This window comes from Gordonia polyisoprenivorans NBRC 16320 = JCM 10675, from assembly GCF_000241325.1.
In the GTDB taxonomy this organism is placed as follows: Bacteria; Actinomycetota; Actinomycetes; order Mycobacteriales; family Mycobacteriaceae; genus Gordonia; species Gordonia polyisoprenivorans.
Genome location: NZ_BAEI01000018.1, coordinates 63,832 through 83,335, shown reverse-complemented (window position 1 = coordinate 83,335; position 19,504 = coordinate 63,832). Strand labels below are relative to the sequence as shown.

Genomic DNA, 19,504 nt, shown 5'->3' with positions numbered 1-19,504 from the left:
ATACTGCCCCCGAGGCCGCTGATCCGGACGCCGGCCGCCGTCACCGTCCGACCGTCGGCGTTGACCGCGCACTCGGGCCCGGGATAGCTGGTCGGCAATCCCGCGCGGGTCCAGCCGGCACGCGAGGACCGGTAACCGCGCAGATCACCGTCATGGTTGCCCGGAACGAATACACATGGCGCATCGCACAGGCTCGACAGCACGTCGAGATACTTGTAGGGAAGATCGCCCGCGCCCAGGATGAGGTCGGGTTTGGTCTCGATGCCCACCCCGAAGGTGAGTGACTCCACCACCTCGTCGGCGACCGCCAGGATGTTCACCACATGCACACCGTAATCGACCGTCGCCCCGGTGTGGAACGTCCGGATCGGGCGAGGAGTCGATGCGTCAGGCGGTCAGTTCGGTGATCACGTCGAACGCGAGGTGGTCGGCTTGCGCGAGGTACACCGGCTGACGGGTGTGCCGGCCACAGAGCTCGACCTCGCCCCGCGGTCCGCGGTAGGTCACGCCGCGCGTCGTCCGGCCGATCGTGGCGGTGTCGAGCGAGCCCGCGGCCCGGGCGAGCGCCGCAAGCAGCATCAGCCCCTCGTAACAGGATTCGCCGATGTTGTTCAATCCCGGTGCCGAGCGGCCGAATCGGCGCTCGTACCGGGACCCGAACTCGAGACCTTCGGGGGTGACCACACTTTCGAAGTATCCGCACGCCGTGTAGAGGTCGTGGGTGGCCTCGGCGCCGCAGCCGCACAGCACGTCCTCACCGATCATCATCGACAGCCGGATGTGCTGTTCGTCGAGACCCGCCGCGGCGAACGCACGGTGGAATGCGGCGGCGTCGGCGCCGACCATGAGGACGAGCACCCCGTCGGGGCGGGTGTCGGCAATCATCTGCAATGCAGACCCGAAATCCCGGCCGCGCCGCGGGACGAAGTGATCGCCGAGGAAGTCCATGTGCGCGCCATGGAGGAAGTCGCGGGTACGTGCAGAGGTCGCGCGAGGCCACACGTAGTCGTTGCCGATCACGCACCAGCGTCGGATTCCTCGGTTCGCGCGCAGCCATCGGATGGCCGGGAACAACTGCTGATCGGGGGTCTCACCCACCATGTACACGCCGTCGGCGTCCTCGCCACCCTCATAGAACGTCGTGTACACGTATGGCACCCGCCCGGCCGTGTGCGGGGTGATCACGTTGCGCGCGTTGGACAGGTGCCACCCGATCACACTCTCCACGTGTCCGGTGGTGACGAGGCGGTCGACCGTGTCCGACAACCGGTTCAGGGGTGCGCCCGCATCGACGAGATGCACCCGAACCGGGCGGTCGAGGATGCCGCCGGCCGCGTTGACATCGGCGACGGCCAGTTCGGCACTCGCCTCGCACGAGGGACCGAACATGCCGGCCGGACCGCTCAGCGGTACTGCGAGAGCGACGTCGAGGGTGGCGTCGTCGCCTCTGAGAACCACTGGTGAGGCCACAACCGACTCCCGGGGTGGATACGTGCTGACCTGCACAGTGTCCCACGAATCGACGGTTGCGCAACGCCGGCTGCGCTGTCGCACCGGAGGGGTTCACGATACGATGGCTCATCATGTCCAGTGCCCCGAATGCGCGTGCCGCTGCCGTCGAGGAGCTGTCACGTCTGCTGAATATCGCTGCGGCGCACCTTGACTCAGCGGTCGCAGCCGAGCTGGACGGTCTCACGACGGCGCAGTGGCACGTTCTGGCGGCGCTGGAGGGCGGAACGGGCAGGTCGATGTCGGAACTGGCTGCGGTCACCTTGTTGCCCGGGCCGAGCCTGACCCGCCTGATCGACGGGATGATCGACGAGAACCTCGTGCACCGGCGGCCCGACGAGACCGACCGACGTCGGGTGGTGGTCTTCGCCACCCGACGGGGCGCCATGCTCCATTCGCGGTCGAAGGCGCGCATCGCGCGCTCGTCCGCGGTTGCCGGGGTGATCGATGACGCCGACGGGCCGGGGGCCCGACTGGCGAGTGCTCTTGGCGCCCTTGGGGCGATGGATCTGACCGGCTGAGCGGAGTCGGGTCCGGTCGGAGTTCCTATGTCCGCCGGTCGAGGTGTGACGAAGGCAGCGAGGAGCTCGAGACAGCTTGTGCTGGTCCGGGTTCCGGTCTACCGTCGATCGGCACCGTCGATATTCACGTCCGATCCACCGACTGGACTGAGCGGACGCGCCTAGAACGCCGAATGCGGCGCGCCCATCCCCGGGTCGATCTGCACCGGCCCCGATGTCGACGGGGCCACCGGGAAGTCGAAGATCGCGGTCGGGATGTACACCGTCGCACACGAATTCGGTATGTCCACCACTCCCGAGAGGCGTCCCTCGATCGGTGCCGAGCCCAGCAGCAGGTAAGCCTGCTCGGGGCTGTACCCGAACTTCGTCAGATAGTTGATGGCGTGCAGACATGCACGCTGGTAGGACAGGTCCGAGTCGAGATACCGCTGTTCACCGTCGAGGGTGACCGACGTGCCCGAGAAGGCGATCCACTGTGAATACTGCGGATCGGTGTTGCCCGGCATGAAGATTGCGTTCTCACTGACGCCGTAGGTCTCCATACCGCCCTTGATGAGGTCGACGTGGAGATCCATGAAGCCACCCATCTCGATGGCACCGCAGAAGGTGATCTCGCCGTCGCCCTGGGAGAAGTGCAGATCGCCGAAGGACAGGTTCGCGCCGGGCACGAACACTGGATAGAAGACGCGGGTGCCCTTGGTGAGGTTCTTGATGTCCTGGTTTCCGCCGTTCTCGCGCGGGGGAGCGGTGCGTGCTCCCTCGCCCGCGACCCGTGTGAACTCGTCGCCGGTCAGCGATCCGAGGATCGCGCCGTCGGGCTCCGGCGGAAGTGCCAGCGGGGGCACGCGGTCGGGATCGGTGGCGATCAGTGCGGCTTCGCGCGCATTCCACCGGCCGAGCAACTCCGCCGACGGCGCCGTGCCCATCAGACCGGGATGGACGATACCCGTGTACTTCACATGCGGCACATGGCGACTCGTGGCCGACTGGCCGGCGAAGTCCCAGATCGCCTTGTAGGCGTCGGGGAACTGTTCGGTGAGGAAGCCGCCGCCGTTGAGCTTTGCGAAGATGCCGGTGTACCCCCAGCCCTGGCCTGCCAGCGGTCCCGAATCCTCTTGCGGGATGGGCCCGACGTCGAGGATGTCGACGATCAGCAGGTCACCCGGCTCGGCGCCCTCGATCGCGAACGGCCCCGACAAGGTGTGGACGTTGTTGAGTGGGGCGTTGAGGATGTCGTCGGCGGAGTCGTCGTTGTGGATCGCGCCGTCGAACCATTCTCGGCAATGCGCGCGAAAGGTGTCCCCGGGCTTGACGGTGACCGCGGGCGGGATGTCGGGATGCCAACGGTTGTGCCCGATCTGACGCTGCTCGGTGAAGGGCTTCGCGGAATCGAGGGGAAAGAGGAGCTCGGGCATCGACAGAACCTCCGTGAGACGTGGTTGTTTCCGGGTGGAACTATTCAACTACGTTCGTATCGGTTTCGCAGCCAATGCGCGTTACGAGCGTATGACGTTGTCTGAGTTCGCAGCTCAATCCGATGCGGGATGACGCCGATCGGGCTAGGGTGGCCGACATGCCGACCTATGTGTTCCGGTGTGACCGGCGGTGCGCGATAGTCGAACGACACTATTCGATGGCTGCGGTCCCCGACGCGATCACTTGTCCCGACTGCGGACATGCGGCGCCGCGGCGGGTGCGGGCACCTGCGCTCGGTGCCGGCTCGAGTACCGCCATGCGGCTGCAGGACGCGACGCGCTCGAGCGCCGAAGCGCCCGCGGTGGTCTCAACCGTCCCGTCCACGGCACGCGGGCGGACACCTGTGAGCACCAATCCGCTGCACCGACGCCTCCCACGTCCATGACGGCGCGTTGCCATTACCGTGGGGGTCGTGAGCGACTCCACCACCGATGCCATCAACCGATACCTCGTCGACTCTCTCGGCGGGGCGCCGCAGCGCGCCTCGGTGACCTTCCTCGGGGTTGAGCCGATCGACGTGGTGCGCGTTGTTCTCGGCACCGAGGTCGTCTACGTCACGGTCGGTTGTGCGCGGCATCCGATGACCGATCCGTCCGACCTGAATCCGGACCCGGTGCGCGGCCCGCGGGCCGAACTGGTCGTTCGTATGCACGCTGGTACTGCGCTGCCGGGCCTGCATCGACGGCTGGCGACACTGGCCGCGGCCCCGGCCGTCGAGGGCTTGGTGCTGGTGGCCGACGCGCTCCTCGATCTCGGCGAACCACTCTGGGACGGTGCGCCTTTCACCGCAGTCATGGTCTCCGACGATGATCTCGGCACGCTGGGGTTACCGGCCCCGATGGACCCGGTGCGCTTTCTGCGGGCGATCCCGATCACCGCGAACGAAGCGGCATGGCTGCGCCTCAAGGGTGTCGAGGCGCTGCGTGAGGCGTGGGCCGAGGCCGATATCGACCTCGCCGATCCGGCGCGGTCACCGGCCACCATGTGAGGGGGAGTGGTTCAGCGACTCGATGTCCGGAACTCGCCGGGGGTCAGGCCGGTCGATCGTTTGAAGACCTTCGTGAAGTTCGATTGGTCGTCGAAACCGAGTGAGCGTGCCACGGTCGAGATCGAACCGGACTCGTGTACCAACATTCGTTTGGCTTCCAACACCATTCGATCCTCGATCACCCTGCGCGGAGTCACCCCGAGATGAGCGAGCACCACTCGGTGCAGTGTTCGCTCCGAGTAGCCGAGACGACGTGCGTACCACCGGGTGGATCGTCGCTGCGCATGGTGACGATCGACTTCGGCCCGGAACCGCCACAGCAGTTCGTGCCCGCCCCATTCGGACGTCGCGTCGCCGAGGTCATGTGACGCCAACACCATCAGTACACCCGAGGTCAGCAGGACCATCGCGGCGTCGTAGGCCTCGGCGTCGTGGCCGACGAGATCTCGGGAACGCCGATAGTGGGACAGGAGCATCGCGAAGTCCTGTGCAGCGCCCGGACCGTCGGCGGGCCAGTGCGACCGTGCCCATCCGCCGATCCGGGGCTCTCCTCACCCTAAAGTGGGTCAGTTTTGTTGTGGCAGGGCCGGGCACGCACCGCCTCGGGTCAGTGTTGCCATCGCGATGAGCGCCTCGGGACTGTGAAATCCGTACGACCGTTTTGTCAATGCGCGTAGGTGAGTGTTGTTGGCTTCCACACGACCGTTAGACATCTCACACGTGACGGCGTTGTAGATCTGTATTTCGCGGGCCCGGACCGACCGAGCGACCGTCTGCATCTCACTGATACCGCTATTGTCAGCCTCGGCGAGCCAGCGCCGCAACCGTTGCCAGGTACGGCCGAACTTCCTCGTAAGTATCTGACGGAGAAGCTCTTTGAGCTGATAAGCCCGCGCCAGCACATTGTTTGCGGCATTGATGACAATCTGGCGGGCATGTTCCTGCTCAGCGGTCAGATCTTCCGGATTCTTCAATAACGCCCAGCGCAGACGTTTGCGATCGGCCTGCGAGAGTCCGTCAATCCGGCTCAACACCCGCGACCGACACCGATCCATGGCTTGAGAAACCCACTGCAACACGTGAAACGGATCCATGCACACGTAGACCTCAGGTGCTCGTTGCGCCAACACGGTCGCGATGAAATCAGCTCCATCGGCACTGACATGGGTAAGCTCCCGGGTTCGCTGCGGCCCGAGTTCATCAAAAAATCGGTTCAAGGTCTCCTTGGTCGCTCCCTCCCCGGCCCAGATCATCCGGCCGGTGTCGTGATCAACAACGACAAGCAGATAACGCCGACCCTTGCGATAGGAGATCTCATCGATACCGATGCGCCGCAAACCATTCAACCGGTCAGTCCGACCAAGATGATCAGCGACGACGCGATCTACAATCCGCGACACCGTCGCCCACGACACGCGCATCATCTCCTGCACCGACGACATCGGAGAGTGCGCCACCAGCCATGCCACCTGATCGTCAAATGCCCTGGTCATCCGCGCCCCGGCCCGCGCCCACGGCACAGATTCGGTCACCACACCATGCAACGGACACGACACCCGAACACACACCATCTCGACGAAGCACCGCCATCCTCCCAGGTCCAGATGCCGCCACCGTCGATTCGCACCACGTTGGTCGTAACGACCACAACGCTTCTGGCAGTGCGGACACCGCCCAGCGGACCGTTGATGCAACTGCACCGTGAAGACAATGAGTTCGCCACCGTCGTCGGTGTCGAACCGAACACCGACCACACGGGATTTCTGCAATCCCAGGACCTTCTGCAGTACACTCACGGTGCGCAACGCCGACTCCTCTAGGTATTGATCTTCGCAACTCAAAACCTATGTGAGAGAAGGCGTTGCGCCCGTTAGGCGCGCTGTGCATAACCCACTTCAACATGAGAAGTGCCCGATCCGGTCCAGCCGATCGGTGAGCGCGGTGTCGAGCGCGGTGGCAGGCATCATGCACACGATCCCGTCGACGGCCGCGATGTCACCCCATCGCTGGACCTGGCCGGTATGTACCCACAAGACGTCACCGGGACCCAATTCGTACCGGGCGAAATCGACTTCATGAGTGATGGTCCCACGCTCGATCCACACGATGAGCTCGAAGTTGATCCGTTGTGGCCCGGTGAATTCCGACTCGCGTGCACCCTGCCGGAGTGCCTCGATCGTCGTGATCTCGAGCGAGTCGACGGGGCGGGGAAGTCGCCGATACCGGATCTCACGGATCTCGGGTGTCTGTTTTCTACCAATACCCGACACTCTACTACCGGGACAATCGGCAGCTGCTGTTCCTACGCTCGTCGATGGGTTGATCACGACCCGCAGTGACACGATCCCGGGCCACACGGTCGCGGTACACGTCTTGGAGGCGATGAAGATGACGGGGATCAGGATGACGGGGACGGCCACGGCATGGACGGTTCGTCGACGCGTTGCGAGTGCGATGGTGGCCGCATTGTCCGGCCTGCTGGTCCTGGCGGCCTGCGCCGGTTCAGGTGACGCGGACACCCGGGACGACGGGGGACGCAACCTCGGTGCCGAAGAGGCGAATCGTGCACTGGTCGTCGATTTCTACGACAACTTCTTCAACCGCCACGACGTCTCGGCAGCCTCGGTGGTGGCCGATACGTACAAGCAACACAACCCGCTGGTGCCCGACGGCAAGAAGCCGTTCGTCGACTTCTTCGCCGGGTCGTTCGCGCAGAACCCGCAGTCGCGCAGCACGATCGTGCGGAGCGCGACCGACGGGGACCTCGTCTATCTGCACGTCCACTCGGTGAACGGTCCCGGCGATCGCGGTCAGGCGGTCGTCGACATCTTCCGTGTGGCCGACGGCACGATCGTCGAGCATTGGGACGTCATCCAGGACGTTCCCTCGACCTCGGCGAACCCGAATTCCATGTTCTGAAACTGGTTGCCGTACAACGCTTCACAGCCAGTGGCTTCACAGCCAGTGATTGCGCCGCAACGCCCCCCACAGTGCGCCGCAGACCACCACCAGGAACAGGCAGACCAGACCGAAGCCCTGCGCATCATGCATGCCTGGCAGGATGTCGAAGTTCATGCCGTAGAGGCCCGCGACCATCGTCGGGATGGCGCCGATCGCCACCCACGCGGAGATCTTGCGCATGTCACTGTTCTGCTGGATACCGACCTTGGCCGCGGCGGCGTCGAGAAGCGACGACAAGACCTCGTCGTACTCCACGACGCGGTCGACGACGGTCGTGAGGTGATCGGCGACGTCGCGCAGATAGCGTCGGATCTCCTTGGGCACCAAGGGATTATTCGAGGTCAGCCGCGACAGTGGATTGGTCAGCGGGGTCACCGCGCGGCGAAGTTCGAGCACCTCGCGTTTGAGCAGATACACCGGTTCGATGTCGAGCCAACGCTTCTTGTTGCCGAACACCGAACTCTCGATGGCGAGAAGGTCGGTCTCCATCTTCTCGCTGACCGCGAGGTAGCTGTCGACGACGAGGTCGGCGATGGCGTGCATGACCGCGGTCGGGCCCAGGGCGAGGCGTTCGGGACGAGCCTCCATGCGTCGGCGCAATCCCGACAGGTGGGTGTGATCGCCGTGGCGCACCGTGATCACGAAGTCGGGGCCGGTGAAGATCATGATCTCGCCGGTCTCGACGACCTCACTGGCCTGCTCGATCGATTCGTGTTCGACGTACTTGACCGTGCGCAGTACCAAGAACTGGGTGTTGTCGTAGATCTCGAGTTTGGGGCGTTGGTGGGCGTGCACCGCGTCCTCGACGACGAGCTCGTGCAGCCCGAAGACCTCCGCGACACCGGTCATCTGCTCGTCGTCGGGTGAATGCAGACCGAGCCAGACGAAACCCTCACCCGTACTGCGCACCTGCTCGAGGGCCTCGGAGTAGCCGATCCGTCCCGGCTGCCGATGCCCGTCGATATAGACCGCGCAGTCCACGATCGCCCGGGCGATGGGCACCGGGATCTTCGGCAGCGGCCGTCGCTCGCGACGGCCGGTGGTGAATCCGAGGCCGGGGCGTAGATGGGGCATCGATGGCACGCCTGGGATGGTACGCGCCGCCCGTAAGATCAGCGCGTGTCCTTCGACGTCACGGTCTACACGACGACCCTGATCACCCTGTTGGTCATCATGGACCCACCCGGGCAGATCCCCCTGTTCCTGTCACTGGTCGGTCACCGGACGCCGGAGTACCGGCGCCGTGCCGCCTGGCAGGCCCCGCTGGTGAGTCTGCTGGTGATCAGCATCTTCGCCATCGGCGGCAAGGCGATCCTGAACTACCTGCACATCGGTATCCCCGCACTGCAGGGCGCCGGCGGTCTGCTTCTGCTGCTGGTGGCGCTGCAGCTGCTGACGGGGCTGGGCAGCGCCGGGTCGCCCCAGGCCTCCGAGGACGTCAACGTCGCGCTGGTGCCGCTGGGCACACCGCTGCTCGCGGGACCGGGTGCGATCGCCGCGGTCATCGTCGGGGTCAGCGGGGTCTCCGGTGACGCGGGCGGCTACCTCGCCATCGCGGCCGCCATCGTCAGCGTGCACATCGTCGTCGCGATCGTGCTGCGGTACTCGACGGTGCTCATCCGCATCCTCGGCGTCGGCGGCATCACGCTGCTGGCCAAGATCGCGGGTCTGCTTCTCGCGGCCATTGCCGTGCAACTCATCGCCGACTCGGTGGCCGGGTTCATCGCCGCCGGCGGGTGACCGGCACGCTACGGTGAGTGCCGTGCGACAACGAGTGCGCCGCGGCGCGGCCCCGGCGATCCTGTCAGCCGTTCTGGTGCTGGTCGCGGCGCTTGCCGGATGCGGCAGCGGCGGCGGAGACGATGCGGGCCCGGACGAGAACAGGCCGTTGGTGATGGGCTCCTCCGGAACCCCGGAGTCGCTCGTGATGGCACAGATCTATGCGGGCGCGTTGCGCACCGCGGGTGCGCACGTCGCGGTCGACCCGAGAATCGGCGGCGACACCGCGCAACTCGACGCGATGCAGCGGGGCGACGTCGATCTCTTCCCGGCATTCACCGGTCGGTTGCTGACCGAACTCGCGCCCTCGCTGGCGCAGGCGGCGACCTCGCCCGTATCGCCGGCACCGTCCACGCAGCCCGCCGCGGATGGTGCCGCCGCTGGTGATCCCAACTCCGACGCCCTGTACGTCGATCTGAATCATTCTCTGCCGCAAGGTGTCTCGGTCGGCGACGCGACGCCGGTTAGTGCCACCCCGCAGTTGTTCGTCGCGACCCCGCTGGCCACGACGGCCGGGGTGAGCGACCTCTCGGGTTGCGGGAGACTGCCCGCCGACCTGCCGGTGGTCACGACCGGCGAGCCCGATCCGGCGACCCTGCAGGCGTTCGCCGACGCCGGATGCCGGATGGGGCCGGTACAACGGGTTGCCGATGTACACACCGTGCTCGAGCGGACGGCATCGGGCACCGCGCTCGGGTTGCTCACGCCGCTGCAGATCGGTGGCGACTCGGCCTCCGGGCCGGCCGGCCTCGTCGAGGCGCTACCCGCCCTGGCCGGCTCGGCCGGCCGGGGCGTCGGACCGCAGCCCGAGACACTCGTGCCGGTGTATCGGACTGCGGCGCTGACCCGCGATCAGGTGAAGGCCGTGAATCGGGTGGCCGGCGAGATCACCACCGCCGACCTCGCGACACTCGCCGGCAAGGTCCGGGCCGGCGCGCATCCGGCGGATCTGGCCGCAGATTGGCTCAATGAGCACCAGATCTGACGTGCACCAGATCTGAGCGTGCCTACTTGGCCCGCGTCAACGCCAGTGCGGTGCCCTTGGCCATGACCCACTGGTACTTCGAGGCGACCAGGCGCACCCACAGATCGAGGAACTTGGCATCGGTGCCGACCAGGATGCGCGTCTTGTTCTTGCGGACGCCGTTGATGATGACGTCGGCAGCATCCTCGGAGGTCATGCGGGCGAGGTAGCGATCGAAGAAGTTCGCTGTCGCGGTGGCGTCGTGATCGCCGGAAACGGTGGCGTTGCGGGCGATCGCGGTCTTGATGCCACCCGGGTGCACACACGACACCTTGACCGGGTGCTTGGCGACGATCATCTCCTGATTGAGCGCTTCGGTGAATCCCCGGACGGCGAACTTCGCAGCGTTGTAGGCGGCCTGGCCGGGCTCGGAGAGGAGGCCGAACAGCGACGAGGTGTTGACGATGTGACCGTCGCCGGAGGCGATGATGTGCGGCAGGAAAGCCTTGGTGCCGTTGACCACTCCCCAGAAGTCGACGTCGACGACGCGCTCGATGTCCTTGAACTCGGTGCGTTCGATCTCGCCGTGGTGAGCGATCCCGGCATTGTTGAAGATGACGTTGACCCGGCCGTAATGGGCGACGACGGTCTCGGCATAGTCGAGGACGGCCTCGCGCTCGGCGACGTTGAGGATCTGCGTGTGCACTTCGCCGCCGGCCTCGGTGATCAGCCTCTCGGTGACCGCCAGTCCGTCCGGATTCACATCGGAGATGGCCAGTTTCGCGCCGAGACGGGAGAGCTTGACCGCGAGGTCGCGGCCCATACCCGAGCCCGCGCCGGTGACGACGACGACCTTGTCGCGAAAGTCCTTCATGAGTGCCTTCTTTCGTGTGGTGGGAGTGTTCAGGCGCCGACGCCGGCGGTGGGAGCGGAGGTGAGTTGCGCGGGCACGGTGCTCGCGGCATGGCTGATGTCGTAGGCGGCCACGTCGAATTTTCTTGTCTCGCGCCGGAAGTCGAAGGTGAACCCCGGCCACAGCGTGGTGATGTTGCCGTGGACGTCCTTGTACCAGGAGGCGCATCCGCCGTTGACCCAGACGCTGTTGCGGAGTTTGTGGGCGATGCCGGCGTTGTAGCGGCGCTGTGCGGCCTCGGTCACCTCCACGCGCGTCGCCCCGCGGGCGCGCACGGTGGCGATGTAGTCGACCAGATAGTTCAGCTGGGACTCGATCATGTACACCATCGAGGTGTGGCCCAGACCGGTCGACGGACCGATCATCAGCATCATGTTCGGGAAACCGTGGACGAATGAGCCCTTGTACCCCTGCATCCCGATCTCGTCCCATACATTCGCCAGGCTGCGTCCACCGACGCCGACGATGTGGGAGAAGACCGGGGAGTCGGTGACGTGGAAGCCGGTCGCCACCACCAGGATGTCGATGTCGTGGGCCGCGCCGTCGGCGGTGACGATGCCGGTCTCGGTGACCCGCGTGATCGGATCGGTGACCAGATCGACGTTCGCGCGATCGAGGGCGGGGTACCAGGTGTTGGATCGCAGAATGCGCTTGCAGCCGATCTGGAACTCGGGGGTGACGGCCTTGCGCAGTTGCGGGTCGCGGATTCCGCGGAAGATGTTGGCGCGGGCCAGCATTTCGACCGGCTTGAGTGCCTTCGGCGAATACGTCATGCCGAAGGCGATGAACTCGTTGAAGGTGTAGATGCCGGCCCGTGAGGCGGTTTGAACGGCCGGAATGTGCGTGAAGGCCCAGTGCTCGACCGGGGTGTAGGGACGCTCGGTGCGCGGAACGATCCACGGCGCGGTGCGCTGATAGACGTCGAGATGTCCGGCGACCTTGGCCAATTCGGGAACGATCTGGATCGCCGAGGCGCCGGTGCCGATCACCGCGACGCGCTTGCCGGCGAAGTCCACCGAGTCGTCCCAGCGGGCCGAGTGCATGATGGTGCCGCCGAACGAGTCGATGCCGTCGATGTCGGGAAGGTTCGGCTCGCACAGCGGGCCGACCGCACCGACGAGATGACGTGCGCGATAGGTGTTCTCGGCGCCGTCGGTGACCGTCGAGACGATCCAGTGGGCGGTGTCCTCATCCCAGCGGGCTTCGGTGACCTCGGTGCCGAATCGTGCCTTCGCGCGTACGCCGTGCTCGTCGGCGACGGCGTTGATGTAGCGGTGGATCTCCGGCTGATGGGAGTAGGAGCGCGACCACTCGGGATTCGGTGCGAACGAGTACGAGTACAGGTTCGACGCCACGTCGCAGGCGGCGCCGGGGTAGGTGTTGTCGCGCCAGGTGCCGCCGAAGTCGCTGCCGCGGTCGAGGATGACGTAATCGTCGATGCCGCGCTGCGCGAGTTTGATGGCCGCGCCGAGGCCGGAGAACCCGGCTCCGACGATGGCGATCTCTACATCATGCGTTGTCATGGTGACTGAGCTTAGTGAGCTATTGAACGAACGTCAATAGCTATTGAACAAGAATCAATAAGCTACGATGTACCCCGTGAGCACGTCGAAGACCAGCATCTCGAGTCCGGGTACCTCGGGTTCCGGTACTTCCGGCCGTCGTACCCGCATGAGTCCGTCGGCGCGACGTGACCAGTTGATCGCACTCGGTCTCGAGATGGTCGGCAACCGACCGCTGGAGCAGGTGTCCATCGACGCCATCGCCGAGGTGGCCGGGGTGTCGCGCGCCCTGCTGTTCCATTATTTCGAGTCCAAACAGGACTTTCATGTGGCGATCGCGCGCGCCCAGGCGCAGGAGATGCTCGATTGCACAGCACCCGATGACTCCCTGGGGGATCCGCTGCTGATCTTGGGAGCGTCGATGTCGGCGTTCGTCGACTACGTCACCGAGAACCGAACCGCGTACATGGCGTTGATCCGCGGATCGGCCAGCGCCGACCCGGCGATGCGAGCCGTCACCGACCAGACTCGGACGGTCATGGTCGAGCGGATTCTCGAGCGCGCGGGCGGGCTCGGCATCGAGAGCACCGCGTCGGTGCGGTTGGCGGTCGCCGGGTGGATTGCCTTCGTCGAGGAGGTGACGATCAATTGGCTCGCCGACGCACCGATTTCCCGGGCTGAGCTCCTCACCCTGATCACCACCTCCCTTCCCGCGCTCGCTGTGCGTGCCGACGGATGAGATCGTTGCGCGGCACAGGTCAGGAGGGGGCCGACTCGCGCGAGAGGGTGATCGCCGTACCCAGCAGCCGGCGTGCGTTGGTCAACCGCCGCCGGTAGGTGGGTCTGGCGAGAAGTGCCAGCCCGCCGGCGAGGACGGGGACGCAGAGGCCCCAGTGCGGGTTGATCGCGATCAGCGTCGCCGCGACCACGAGCAGTGCTGCCGCCGCGAGCATGATCGACAACCTGATTCTGCGTAACTCGTTGGCGCCGTTGATAACCGCCTGTACTCCGTCGGCGTGCCAACCCGTGGCGCAGTCGGGACAGGACCATCGTGGCGATGCGGAGCTCATCAACTGTGCGGTACTGGTTCCGCAGGAGCATCGTACGGTCAGCCCGACGGTCGCGGTCATGCCGTTTCCCCTGTGGTCCTCGACACCGTCGCGCCTGCAACTGCGGCCTGTGTGACGACCGGGATGTCCATCGTCTGGTCCCGCACGGTGAACCGGGCGCGGTCCTGCACCACACGGCGGTAGATGTAGAGGGCGCAGCCGAGCACCAACAGTGCCAGGCCGACGATGAACTCCCGGATTCCGCCGTATCCGGTCATCGAGAACGAGGTTGCGCCGACCGCGAGCAGCAGGCAGTTGAAGAGGGCCAGTGCGGCGGCCACCCACAGCCAGGGGGTTGACAGCCGCATGGGGCGGGGCAGGTCGGGGCGGTCCCTGCGTAGCAACAGGACCGCCGACAGCGCGAAGACGTGGCAGAGTACGTAGCCCATGTTGCTCGCCGCGAGCACCGCAACCGTTGTCGGCAGCAGCAGCACGGCGCAGATGTTGAGGACGACGTCGACATACATTCCGCGATTGGGCACATTGTGTTTGTTGACGTGGTCGAACCACGTGATCGTCATGCCACTGCGAGCCATGCCGTAAAGGGTGCGGGCGCCGCCGGCACTCGCCGCGTTCATCCCGAGCAGGAAGCTGCCGATCATGAAGATGATGACGACATTCGATGCGGCACCACCGATTTCGCGATGGAGGAGATCGGCGTAGAAGCCCATGGGTGCATCGGCCATCGCTTGCTGGCTCACCACGCCGCCGAGTGCCACGGGCAGGAGCGCATAGACGCCGAGGCAGAACATGGCCGAGCGGATCAGCGCCTTGTGGGTGTCGCGTTCGGTGTCGTGGTATTCCGGGGCGAATGTCGCACACACCTCGATCCCGTAGGCCGACCACGCGTTGAGGTAGAGCCAGACGAGTCCGAGTTGTACTGCACCCCAAGGACTGCCCGCAGCGCCGAGCAGCCCCCAGGAGAGGTGTGAGAACGAGAAGTCGGACAGGAAGAACGGGACGATCATGAACAGGATCAGCGGAACGAACAGGAGTGTGCCGGTGAGGTAGCCCATCAGCTTCATCGGTTTGACGCCCAGCGAATTGATGATCCACAACGCGATGATCAGGCCCACCGCGATCAGTCGGGGCAGATCGAGGTGGACGATGTGGGTGACACTCCAGGTCTGGCTTGGAAACCATTGGGCCTGAACGAGACTACCGGTGGTGAGCCCGAAGATCGCCAGGACCGACGACCATCCGGCCCAGTAACCGATGGCCGACATGGGGCCGGCGAGGCTGAACCGTGACCGCCATCCTTCGAAGGCGTACATCGCGATACCGCCGGAGTGCTCGGGGAACATCGTTGCCGGTTCGGTGTAGATCTTGTTCTGCAACACGGCGATGATCATCGACCCGAGCCAGAAGGCGAGCGCACCGAGGGCGCCGATCTGGCCGGTCGTGTAGCCGATCCCGGCAATGATGAAACCGGGGTTGGACAGCGTCATCACGAAGCCGTCGTACCAATGCATGGTCTTGAGCAGTCGGCGCTCGTCGACGACTGCGACGGCGGTTTCGGTGGAGTGGTGGTCGGCGGTCAGGGCGGCTGTCACGGACGGCGCCGCGTCCGGGTGATCGGAAGAGAGAGACATGGGGTGGAGTCCTTCGGAGAGGAGAGCTGCGATCCTGGCAGAGCCATGCCGTCGAGGAATCCACTGGCGGGGTGCTCTGTCAACCAATAGGAAACGCGCGCAGTGTTGCGCCAGTGTCACCCGTCTGTTTCTTCTTACGATACAAGTCTACCAAGGGTAGACGATTCGTCCCGTTTGTTCGATTTCAACGGCCCTCTCCGGTCTGGTCGCGGCCCGCAACCCGACGGCAGTGACAAAGACGGCAGCGATGACTAAGACGGCAGCGATGACAAAGAGGCCGTACCCGGGAAATTCCCGGATACGGCCTCTCGCGGTTCGAAGAACGTCAGGCGAAAGCCCCGTCGATGATCTCGGCCTGCTCGACGGCATGAACCTTGCTCGACCCCGACGACGGCGCCGACATCGGACGCCGCGACAGCCGGCGCAGACCCTTGAGCAGGTCCGGCAGCAACTCGGGCAACCACAGACCCAGGAACGGCCACGGGCCCTGGTTGGCCGGCTCCTCCTGCACCCATGCGAAGTCCTCGGCGTTCGGGTAGCGCTCGAGGGTGTCGCGCAGCCGGCGATGTGGCACCGGGTAGAGCTGCTCGACGCGCACGATGGCGATGTCGTCCCGCTCGTCCTTCTCACGGCGCGCGGCGAGCTCGTAATACAGCTTGCCGCTGACCAGCAGCACGCGCTTGACCTTGTCGCGGTCGGCGTCGGAACCCTTGGCGGCGAAGTGCGGGTCGTCGATCACTGAGCGGAACTTGTCCTCGGTGAAGTCCTCGACCGGCGACACCGCAGCCTTGTTGCGCAGCATCGACTTCGGGGTGAAGACGATCAGCGGGCGGCTGATGCCGTCGAGGACGTGACGACGCAGCAGGTGGAAGTAGCTCGCCGGCGTCGACGGCAGCGCCACGGTCATCGATCCCTCGGCGCACAGCTGCAGGAAACGCTCGATACGACCGGAGGTGTGGTCGGGGCCCTGGCCCTCATGGCCGTGGGGGAGTAGCAGCACCACGTCGGAGCGCTGGCCCCACTTGGCCTCGCCGGAGCTGATGAATTCGTCGATGATCGACTGCGCGCCGTTGACGAAGTCGCCGAACTGCGCCTCCCACAGGACCAGTGCGTCCGGGTTGCCCACCGAGTAGCCGTACTCGAAACCGACGACCGCGAACTCCGACAATGGCGAGTCGTAGACCATGAAGCGGCCGAGGGACTCACCGTCGCGCGGTGTCAGATGGTTCAGCGGGGTGTACTCCGACCCGTTCTCCCGGTCGATCAGCACCGAGTGGCGCTGGGTGAATGTGCCGCGACGCGAGTCCTGGCCGGACAGGCGCACCGTACGGCCCTCGATGACCAGCGATCCGAAGGCGAGCAACTCCGCGAACGCCCAGTCGATGCCACCCTCGGTGGACATCTCATGACGACGCTTGAGCACCGGCTTGACACGCGGATGCGGATCGAAGCCCTCGGGCACGTTGAAGAACGCGTCACCGATCTCGGCGAGCACCGACTTGTCGACGGCGGTCACCAACTTCTGCGGCAGCGGCTGATCGGCCTCGACCGACTCCGACGGTTCGGGACGGAACTTCTCGAGCTCCTTGACCTCGTTGAACACCCGCTCCAGCTGACCCTGGTAGTCGCGCAGGGCGTCCTCGGCCTCCTTGGTGGAGATGTCGCCACGACCGATGAGGGCCTCGGTGTAGGACTTGCGGACCCCGCGCTTGGTGTCGATCACGTCGTACATCGCCGGCTGGGTCATCGACGGGTCGTCGCCCTCATTGTGGCCGCGACGGCGGAAGCAGACGAGGTCGATCACCACGTCCTTGTGGTAGGTCTCGCGGTAGTCCACGGCCAGCTTGGCGGCCCACACGCAGGCCTCCGGGTCGTCGCCGTTGACGTGGAAGATCGGCGCACCGATCATCTTCGCGACGTCGGTGCAGTACTCCGAGGACCGTGAGTGCTCGGGCGCGGTGGTGAAGCCCACCTGATTGTTGACCACGATGTGCACGGTGCCACCGGTGCGGTAGCCGGGCAGCATCGCCAGGTTCAGCGTCTCGGGCACGACGCCCTGGCCGGCGAATGCGGCGTCGCCGTGCAGCATCAGCGGCAGGATCGAGAACTGCTGGTCCTCGTCGAGCTGATCCTGCTTGGCGCGCACGAGACCCTCGAGTACCGGGTCGACCGCCTCGAGATGACTGGGGTTGGCCGTCAGCGAGACGTTGATCTCGTTGTCGCCGAACATCTGGTAGTACTTGCCCTCGGCACCGAGGTGATACTTCACATCGCCCGAACCGTGGGCCTGCGACGGATTCAGATTGCCCTCGAACTCGGTGAAGATCTTCGAGTACGGCTTGCCGACGATGTTGGCCAGCACATTGAGGCGACCACGGTGCGGCATGCCGATGACGACCTCACCGAGACCGTGCTCGGCGCTCTGGTCGATCACCGCGTCCATCATCGGGATCACCGACTCCGCGCCCTCGAGCGAGAAGCGTTTCTGCCCGACGTACTTGGTCTGCAGGAACGTCTCGAAGGCCTCGGCCGCGTTGAGCTTGGACAGGATGTACTTCTGCTCGGCCACCGGGGGCTTGACGTGCTTGATCTCGACCCGCTCCTGCAGCCAGCGCTGCTGATCGGGTTCGAGGATGTGGGTGTACTCGACACCGACGTGGCGGCAGTAGGCGTCACGCAGGATCGACAGCACATCGCGCAACTTCATCTTCTGCTGCCCGTGGAAGCCGCCGACGTTGAACGTGCGGTCGAGGTCCCACAGCGTCAGGCCGTAGGTGAGGATGTCGAGGTCGGGATGGCTGGTCCGCGCATCGCTGTCCATCATCAACGGGTCGATGTCGGCCATCAGATGGCCGCGATTGCGGTATGCCGCGATCAGCTCGAGCACACGGGTGTTCTTGTCGACCGCACCCGCAGGGATGTCCCGACGCCACCGGATCGGCTCGTAGGGGATGTGGAAGGCGGTGAAGATCTCGTCGTAGAACGCGTCGTCGAGGAGCAACTCGTGGATGCGGCGCAGGAAATCGCCGGACTCCGCGCCCTGGATGATGCGGTGATCGTAGGTGGACGTCAGCGTCATCAGCTTGCCGACGCCGAGCTCGGCGATCTGTTCGTCACTGGCGCCCTGGAACTCCGCCGGATACTCCATCGCGCCGGCGCCGATGATCGCGCCCTGCCCCTTCATCAGCCGCGGCACCGAGTGCACGGTGCCGATGGTGCCGGGGTTGGTGAGCGAAACCGTCACGCCCGCAAAGTCTTCCGCGCCGAGCTTGCCGTCGCGGGCGCGCCGCACGATGTCCTGGTAGCCGGTGTAGAACTCGGCGAACCCCATCGTCTCGCACTTCTTGATGGCGGCGACCACCAGCGTGCGGTTGCCGTCCTTGCCGACGAGGTCGATGGCCAGGCCGAGGTTGGTGTGGGCCGGGGTGACGACGTTCGGCTTGCCGTCGACCTCGGCGAAATGTCGATTCATGTTCGGGAACGACTTGATCGCCTGCACGATCGCGTAGCCGAGGATGTGGGTGAAGCTGATCTTGCCGCCACGGGTGCGGGCGAGATGGTTGTTGATGACGATGCGGTTGTCGATCATCAGCTTCGCCGGAACGGCGCGAACACTGGTGGCCGTGGGGATCTGCAGCGACGCCGCCATGTTCTTGGCGATGGCGGCGGCCGGTCCGCGCAACACCTTGGTCTCGTCCTCGGTGGCCGCGGGCGCCGACGCCGCGGGCTTGGCCACCGGCTCCTTGGCGGGGCGATCCTTCTGCGACTGCGACGACCCGTCGCGGCTGGCGACGCTGCGGCCGGAGGCGGCCTTGGTCGCCGACGCCTCGCGGGCGGGGGTCTTGCGGGTGCTCGTCGCACGCGGCTCGGGACCCTGATCGAGGGTCACGCCCTGCTTGCGCTGCGGGGCGGGCTGAGAGTCGGTCGACGTGGCTGGGCTGGGCTTGGCAGTGCTGGGCTTGGTCGGGCTGGGCTTGGTGGGGCTGGGCTGGGCCGGGGCGGACGCCGAGCCGTTGCCGGCGGCGCCGTTCGCGGATGCGGCGCGGGCACCGGTCCCGTTCGACGACCCGCTCGCGCCGGTGTCGCCACCGTTCGGTGTGTAGTTCTTCAGAAGGTCGTGCCAACTCGGGTCCACCGAGTTCGGATCCTTCTGGTACTGCTGGTACATTTCCTCGACCAGCCATTCGTTC

18 protein-coding genes are annotated in these 19,504 nt (G+C 65.6%); 6 read left to right on the top strand and 12 right to left on the bottom strand.

Annotated features, from left to right (window positions below):
- A partial coding sequence (locus GOPIP_RS05445; protein WP_035727237.1) for a metallophosphoesterase family protein occupies positions 1-323 on the bottom strand: 323 nt, incomplete at its 3' end.
- A 64-nt stretch (positions 324-387) separates the two neighbouring features.
- Positions 388-1,470: a substrate-binding domain-containing protein gene (locus GOPIP_RS05440; protein WP_244421112.1), complete on the bottom strand. Its 1,083-nt coding sequence runs from the start codon at positions 1,468-1,470 to the stop codon at positions 388-390.
- Positions 1,471-1,583: 113 nt separating this feature from the next.
- On the opposite strand from GOPIP_RS05440, the gene GOPIP_RS05435 reads away from it, so the two are divergent.
- Entirely contained in the window at positions 1,584-2,030 is a 447-nt protein-coding gene (locus GOPIP_RS05435) for a MarR family winged helix-turn-helix transcriptional regulator (protein WP_006368569.1), read from the top strand.
- Between the two features lie 161 nt (positions 2,031-2,191).
- Here GOPIP_RS05435 and fmdA read toward each other — a convergent pair whose 3' ends face one another.
- Positions 2,192-3,445: a formamidase gene (gene fmdA, locus GOPIP_RS05430; RefSeq protein WP_006368568.1), complete on the bottom strand. Its 1,254-nt coding sequence runs from the start codon at positions 3,443-3,445 to the stop codon at positions 2,192-2,194.
- 473 nt (positions 3,446-3,918) lie between these two features.
- On the opposite strand from fmdA, the gene GOPIP_RS05420 reads away from it, so the two are divergent.
- Complete coding sequence (locus tag GOPIP_RS05420) at positions 3,919-4,494, top strand: suppressor of fused domain protein (RefSeq protein ID WP_014359606.1); 576 nt, start codon at positions 3,919-3,921, stop codon at positions 4,492-4,494.
- A gap of 11 nt (positions 4,495-4,505) precedes the next feature.
- Here the strand turns inward: GOPIP_RS05420 and GOPIP_RS05415 are convergent, their stop codons facing one another.
- From GOPIP_RS05415 to GOPIP_RS05405, 3 genes are all read right to left on the bottom strand, one after another.
- A complete protein-coding gene (locus tag GOPIP_RS05415; RefSeq protein WP_006368566.1) occupies positions 4,506-4,970 on the bottom strand; it encodes a helix-turn-helix domain-containing protein in 465 nt (154 codons plus the stop codon).
- 90 nt (positions 4,971-5,060) lie between these two features.
- Positions 5,061-6,299 carry an ISL3 family transposase gene (locus GOPIP_RS05410; RefSeq protein ID WP_006368565.1) on the bottom strand — a complete coding sequence of 413 codons (1,239 nt, stop codon included), beginning with the start codon at positions 6,297-6,299 and terminating at the stop codon, positions 5,061-5,063.
- Between the two features lie 90 nt (positions 6,300-6,389).
- Positions 6,390-6,914 carry an AraC family ligand binding domain-containing protein gene (locus tag GOPIP_RS05405; protein WP_006368564.1) on the bottom strand — a complete coding sequence of 175 codons (525 nt, stop codon included), beginning with the start codon at positions 6,912-6,914 and terminating at the stop codon, positions 6,390-6,392.
- Here GOPIP_RS05405 and GOPIP_RS05400 point away from each other — a divergent pair.
- Positions 6,898-7,413: a nuclear transport factor 2 family protein gene (locus tag GOPIP_RS05400; RefSeq protein ID WP_026920204.1), complete on the top strand. Its 516-nt coding sequence runs from the start codon at positions 6,898-6,900 to the stop codon at positions 7,411-7,413. The genes GOPIP_RS05405 and GOPIP_RS05400 overlap by 17 nt on opposite strands.
- Positions 7,414-7,449: 36 nt before the next feature.
- Here GOPIP_RS05400 and GOPIP_RS05395 read toward each other — a convergent pair whose 3' ends face one another.
- Positions 7,450-8,529: a magnesium and cobalt transport protein CorA gene (locus GOPIP_RS05395; RefSeq protein WP_006368562.1), complete on the bottom strand. Its 1,080-nt coding sequence runs from the start codon at positions 8,527-8,529 to the stop codon at positions 7,450-7,452.
- A 45-nt stretch (positions 8,530-8,574) separates the two neighbouring features.
- Between GOPIP_RS05395 and GOPIP_RS05390 the strand changes: the two genes are divergently transcribed.
- Both GOPIP_RS05390 and GOPIP_RS05385 read left to right on the top strand, forming a co-directional pair.
- Positions 8,575-9,195, top strand: a complete 621-nt coding sequence (locus GOPIP_RS05390; RefSeq protein WP_006368561.1) for a MarC family protein — start codon at positions 8,575-8,577, stop codon at positions 9,193-9,195.
- A gap of 34 nt (positions 9,196-9,229) precedes the next feature.
- Entirely contained in the window at positions 9,230-10,219 is a 990-nt protein-coding gene (locus GOPIP_RS05385) for a glycine betaine ABC transporter substrate-binding protein (RefSeq protein WP_006368560.1), read from the top strand.
- 22 nt (positions 10,220-10,241) lie between these two features.
- Here GOPIP_RS05385 and GOPIP_RS05380 read toward each other — a convergent pair whose 3' ends face one another.
- Positions 10,242-11,072, bottom strand: coding sequence for an SDR family NAD(P)-dependent oxidoreductase (locus GOPIP_RS05380; protein ID WP_006368559.1), 831 nt, complete (start codon positions 11,070-11,072; stop codon positions 10,242-10,244).
- Positions 11,073-11,101: 29 nt separating this feature from the next.
- Positions 11,102-12,634 (bottom strand): flavin-containing monooxygenase, encoded by a 1,533-nt coding sequence (locus GOPIP_RS05375; protein WP_006368558.1) that lies wholly within the window; start codon positions 12,632-12,634, stop codon positions 11,102-11,104.
- 148 nt (positions 12,635-12,782) lie between these two features.
- Between GOPIP_RS05375 and GOPIP_RS05370 the strand changes: the two genes are divergently transcribed.
- Positions 12,783-13,352: a TetR/AcrR family transcriptional regulator gene (locus GOPIP_RS05370; protein WP_006368557.1), complete on the top strand. Its 570-nt coding sequence runs from the start codon at positions 12,783-12,785 to the stop codon at positions 13,350-13,352.
- Positions 13,353-13,371: 19 nt separating this feature from the next.
- On the opposite strand, the gene GOPIP_RS05365 is transcribed toward GOPIP_RS05370, so the two are convergent.
- The 3 genes from GOPIP_RS05365 to GOPIP_RS05355 form a co-directional block, all read right to left on the bottom strand.
- The gene (locus tag GOPIP_RS05365; RefSeq protein WP_138944077.1) at positions 13,372-13,683 is read right to left on the bottom strand and encodes a hypothetical protein; all 312 of its coding nucleotides are present in this window, start codon (positions 13,681-13,683) and stop codon (positions 13,372-13,374) included.
- A 56-nt stretch (positions 13,684-13,739) separates the two neighbouring features.
- Positions 13,740-15,314, bottom strand: a complete 1,575-nt coding sequence (locus GOPIP_RS05360; protein ID WP_006368555.1) for an APC family permease — start codon at positions 15,312-15,314, stop codon at positions 13,740-13,742.
- Positions 15,315-15,639: 325 nt separating this feature from the next.
- Positions 15,640-19,482: a multifunctional oxoglutarate decarboxylase/oxoglutarate dehydrogenase thiamine pyrophosphate-binding subunit/dihydrolipoyllysine-residue succinyltransferase subunit gene (locus GOPIP_RS05355; protein WP_006368554.1), complete on the bottom strand. Its 3,843-nt coding sequence runs from the start codon at positions 19,480-19,482 to the stop codon at positions 15,640-15,642.
- Positions 19,483-19,504: the final 22 nt, after the last annotated feature.

Bases quoted from the DNA above. Each gene is read 5' to 3' on its own strand.
- GOPIP_RS05435 (WP_006368569.1), top strand. From the start codon at position 1,584: ATGTCCAGTGCCCCGAATGCGCGTGCCGCTGCCGTCGAGGAGCTGTCA.
- fmdA (WP_006368568.1), bottom strand. From the start codon at position 3,445: ATGCCCGAGCTCCTCTTTCCCCTCGATTCCGCGAAGCCCTTCACCGAG.
- GOPIP_RS05415 (WP_006368566.1), bottom strand. From the start codon at position 4,970: ATGCTCCTGTCCCACTATCGGCGTTCCCGAGATCTCGTCGGCCACGAC.
- GOPIP_RS05400 (WP_026920204.1), top strand. From the start codon at position 6,898: ATGACGGGGACGGCCACGGCATGGACGGTTCGTCGACGCGTTGCGAGT.
- GOPIP_RS05395 (WP_006368562.1), bottom strand. From the start codon at position 8,529: ATGCCCCATCTACGCCCCGGCCTCGGATTCACCACCGGCCGTCGCGAG.
- GOPIP_RS05380 (WP_006368559.1), bottom strand. From the start codon at position 11,072: ATGAAGGACTTTCGCGACAAGGTCGTCGTCGTCACCGGCGCGGGCTCG.
- GOPIP_RS05375 (WP_006368558.1), bottom strand. From the start codon at position 12,634: ATGACAACGCATGATGTAGAGATCGCCATCGTCGGAGCCGGGTTCTCC.
- GOPIP_RS05370 (WP_006368557.1), top strand. From the start codon at position 12,783: ATGAGTCCGTCGGCGCGACGTGACCAGTTGATCGCACTCGGTCTCGAG.
- GOPIP_RS05365 (WP_138944077.1), bottom strand. From the start codon at position 13,683: ATGAGCTCCGCATCGCCACGATGGTCCTGTCCCGACTGCGCCACGGGT.
- GOPIP_RS05360 (WP_006368555.1), bottom strand. From the start codon at position 15,314: ATGTCTCTCTCTTCCGATCACCCGGACGCGGCGCCGTCCGTGACAGCC.
- GOPIP_RS05355 (WP_006368554.1), bottom strand. From the start codon at position 19,482: ATGTACCAGCAGTACCAGAAGGATCCGAACTCGGTGGACCCGAGTTGG.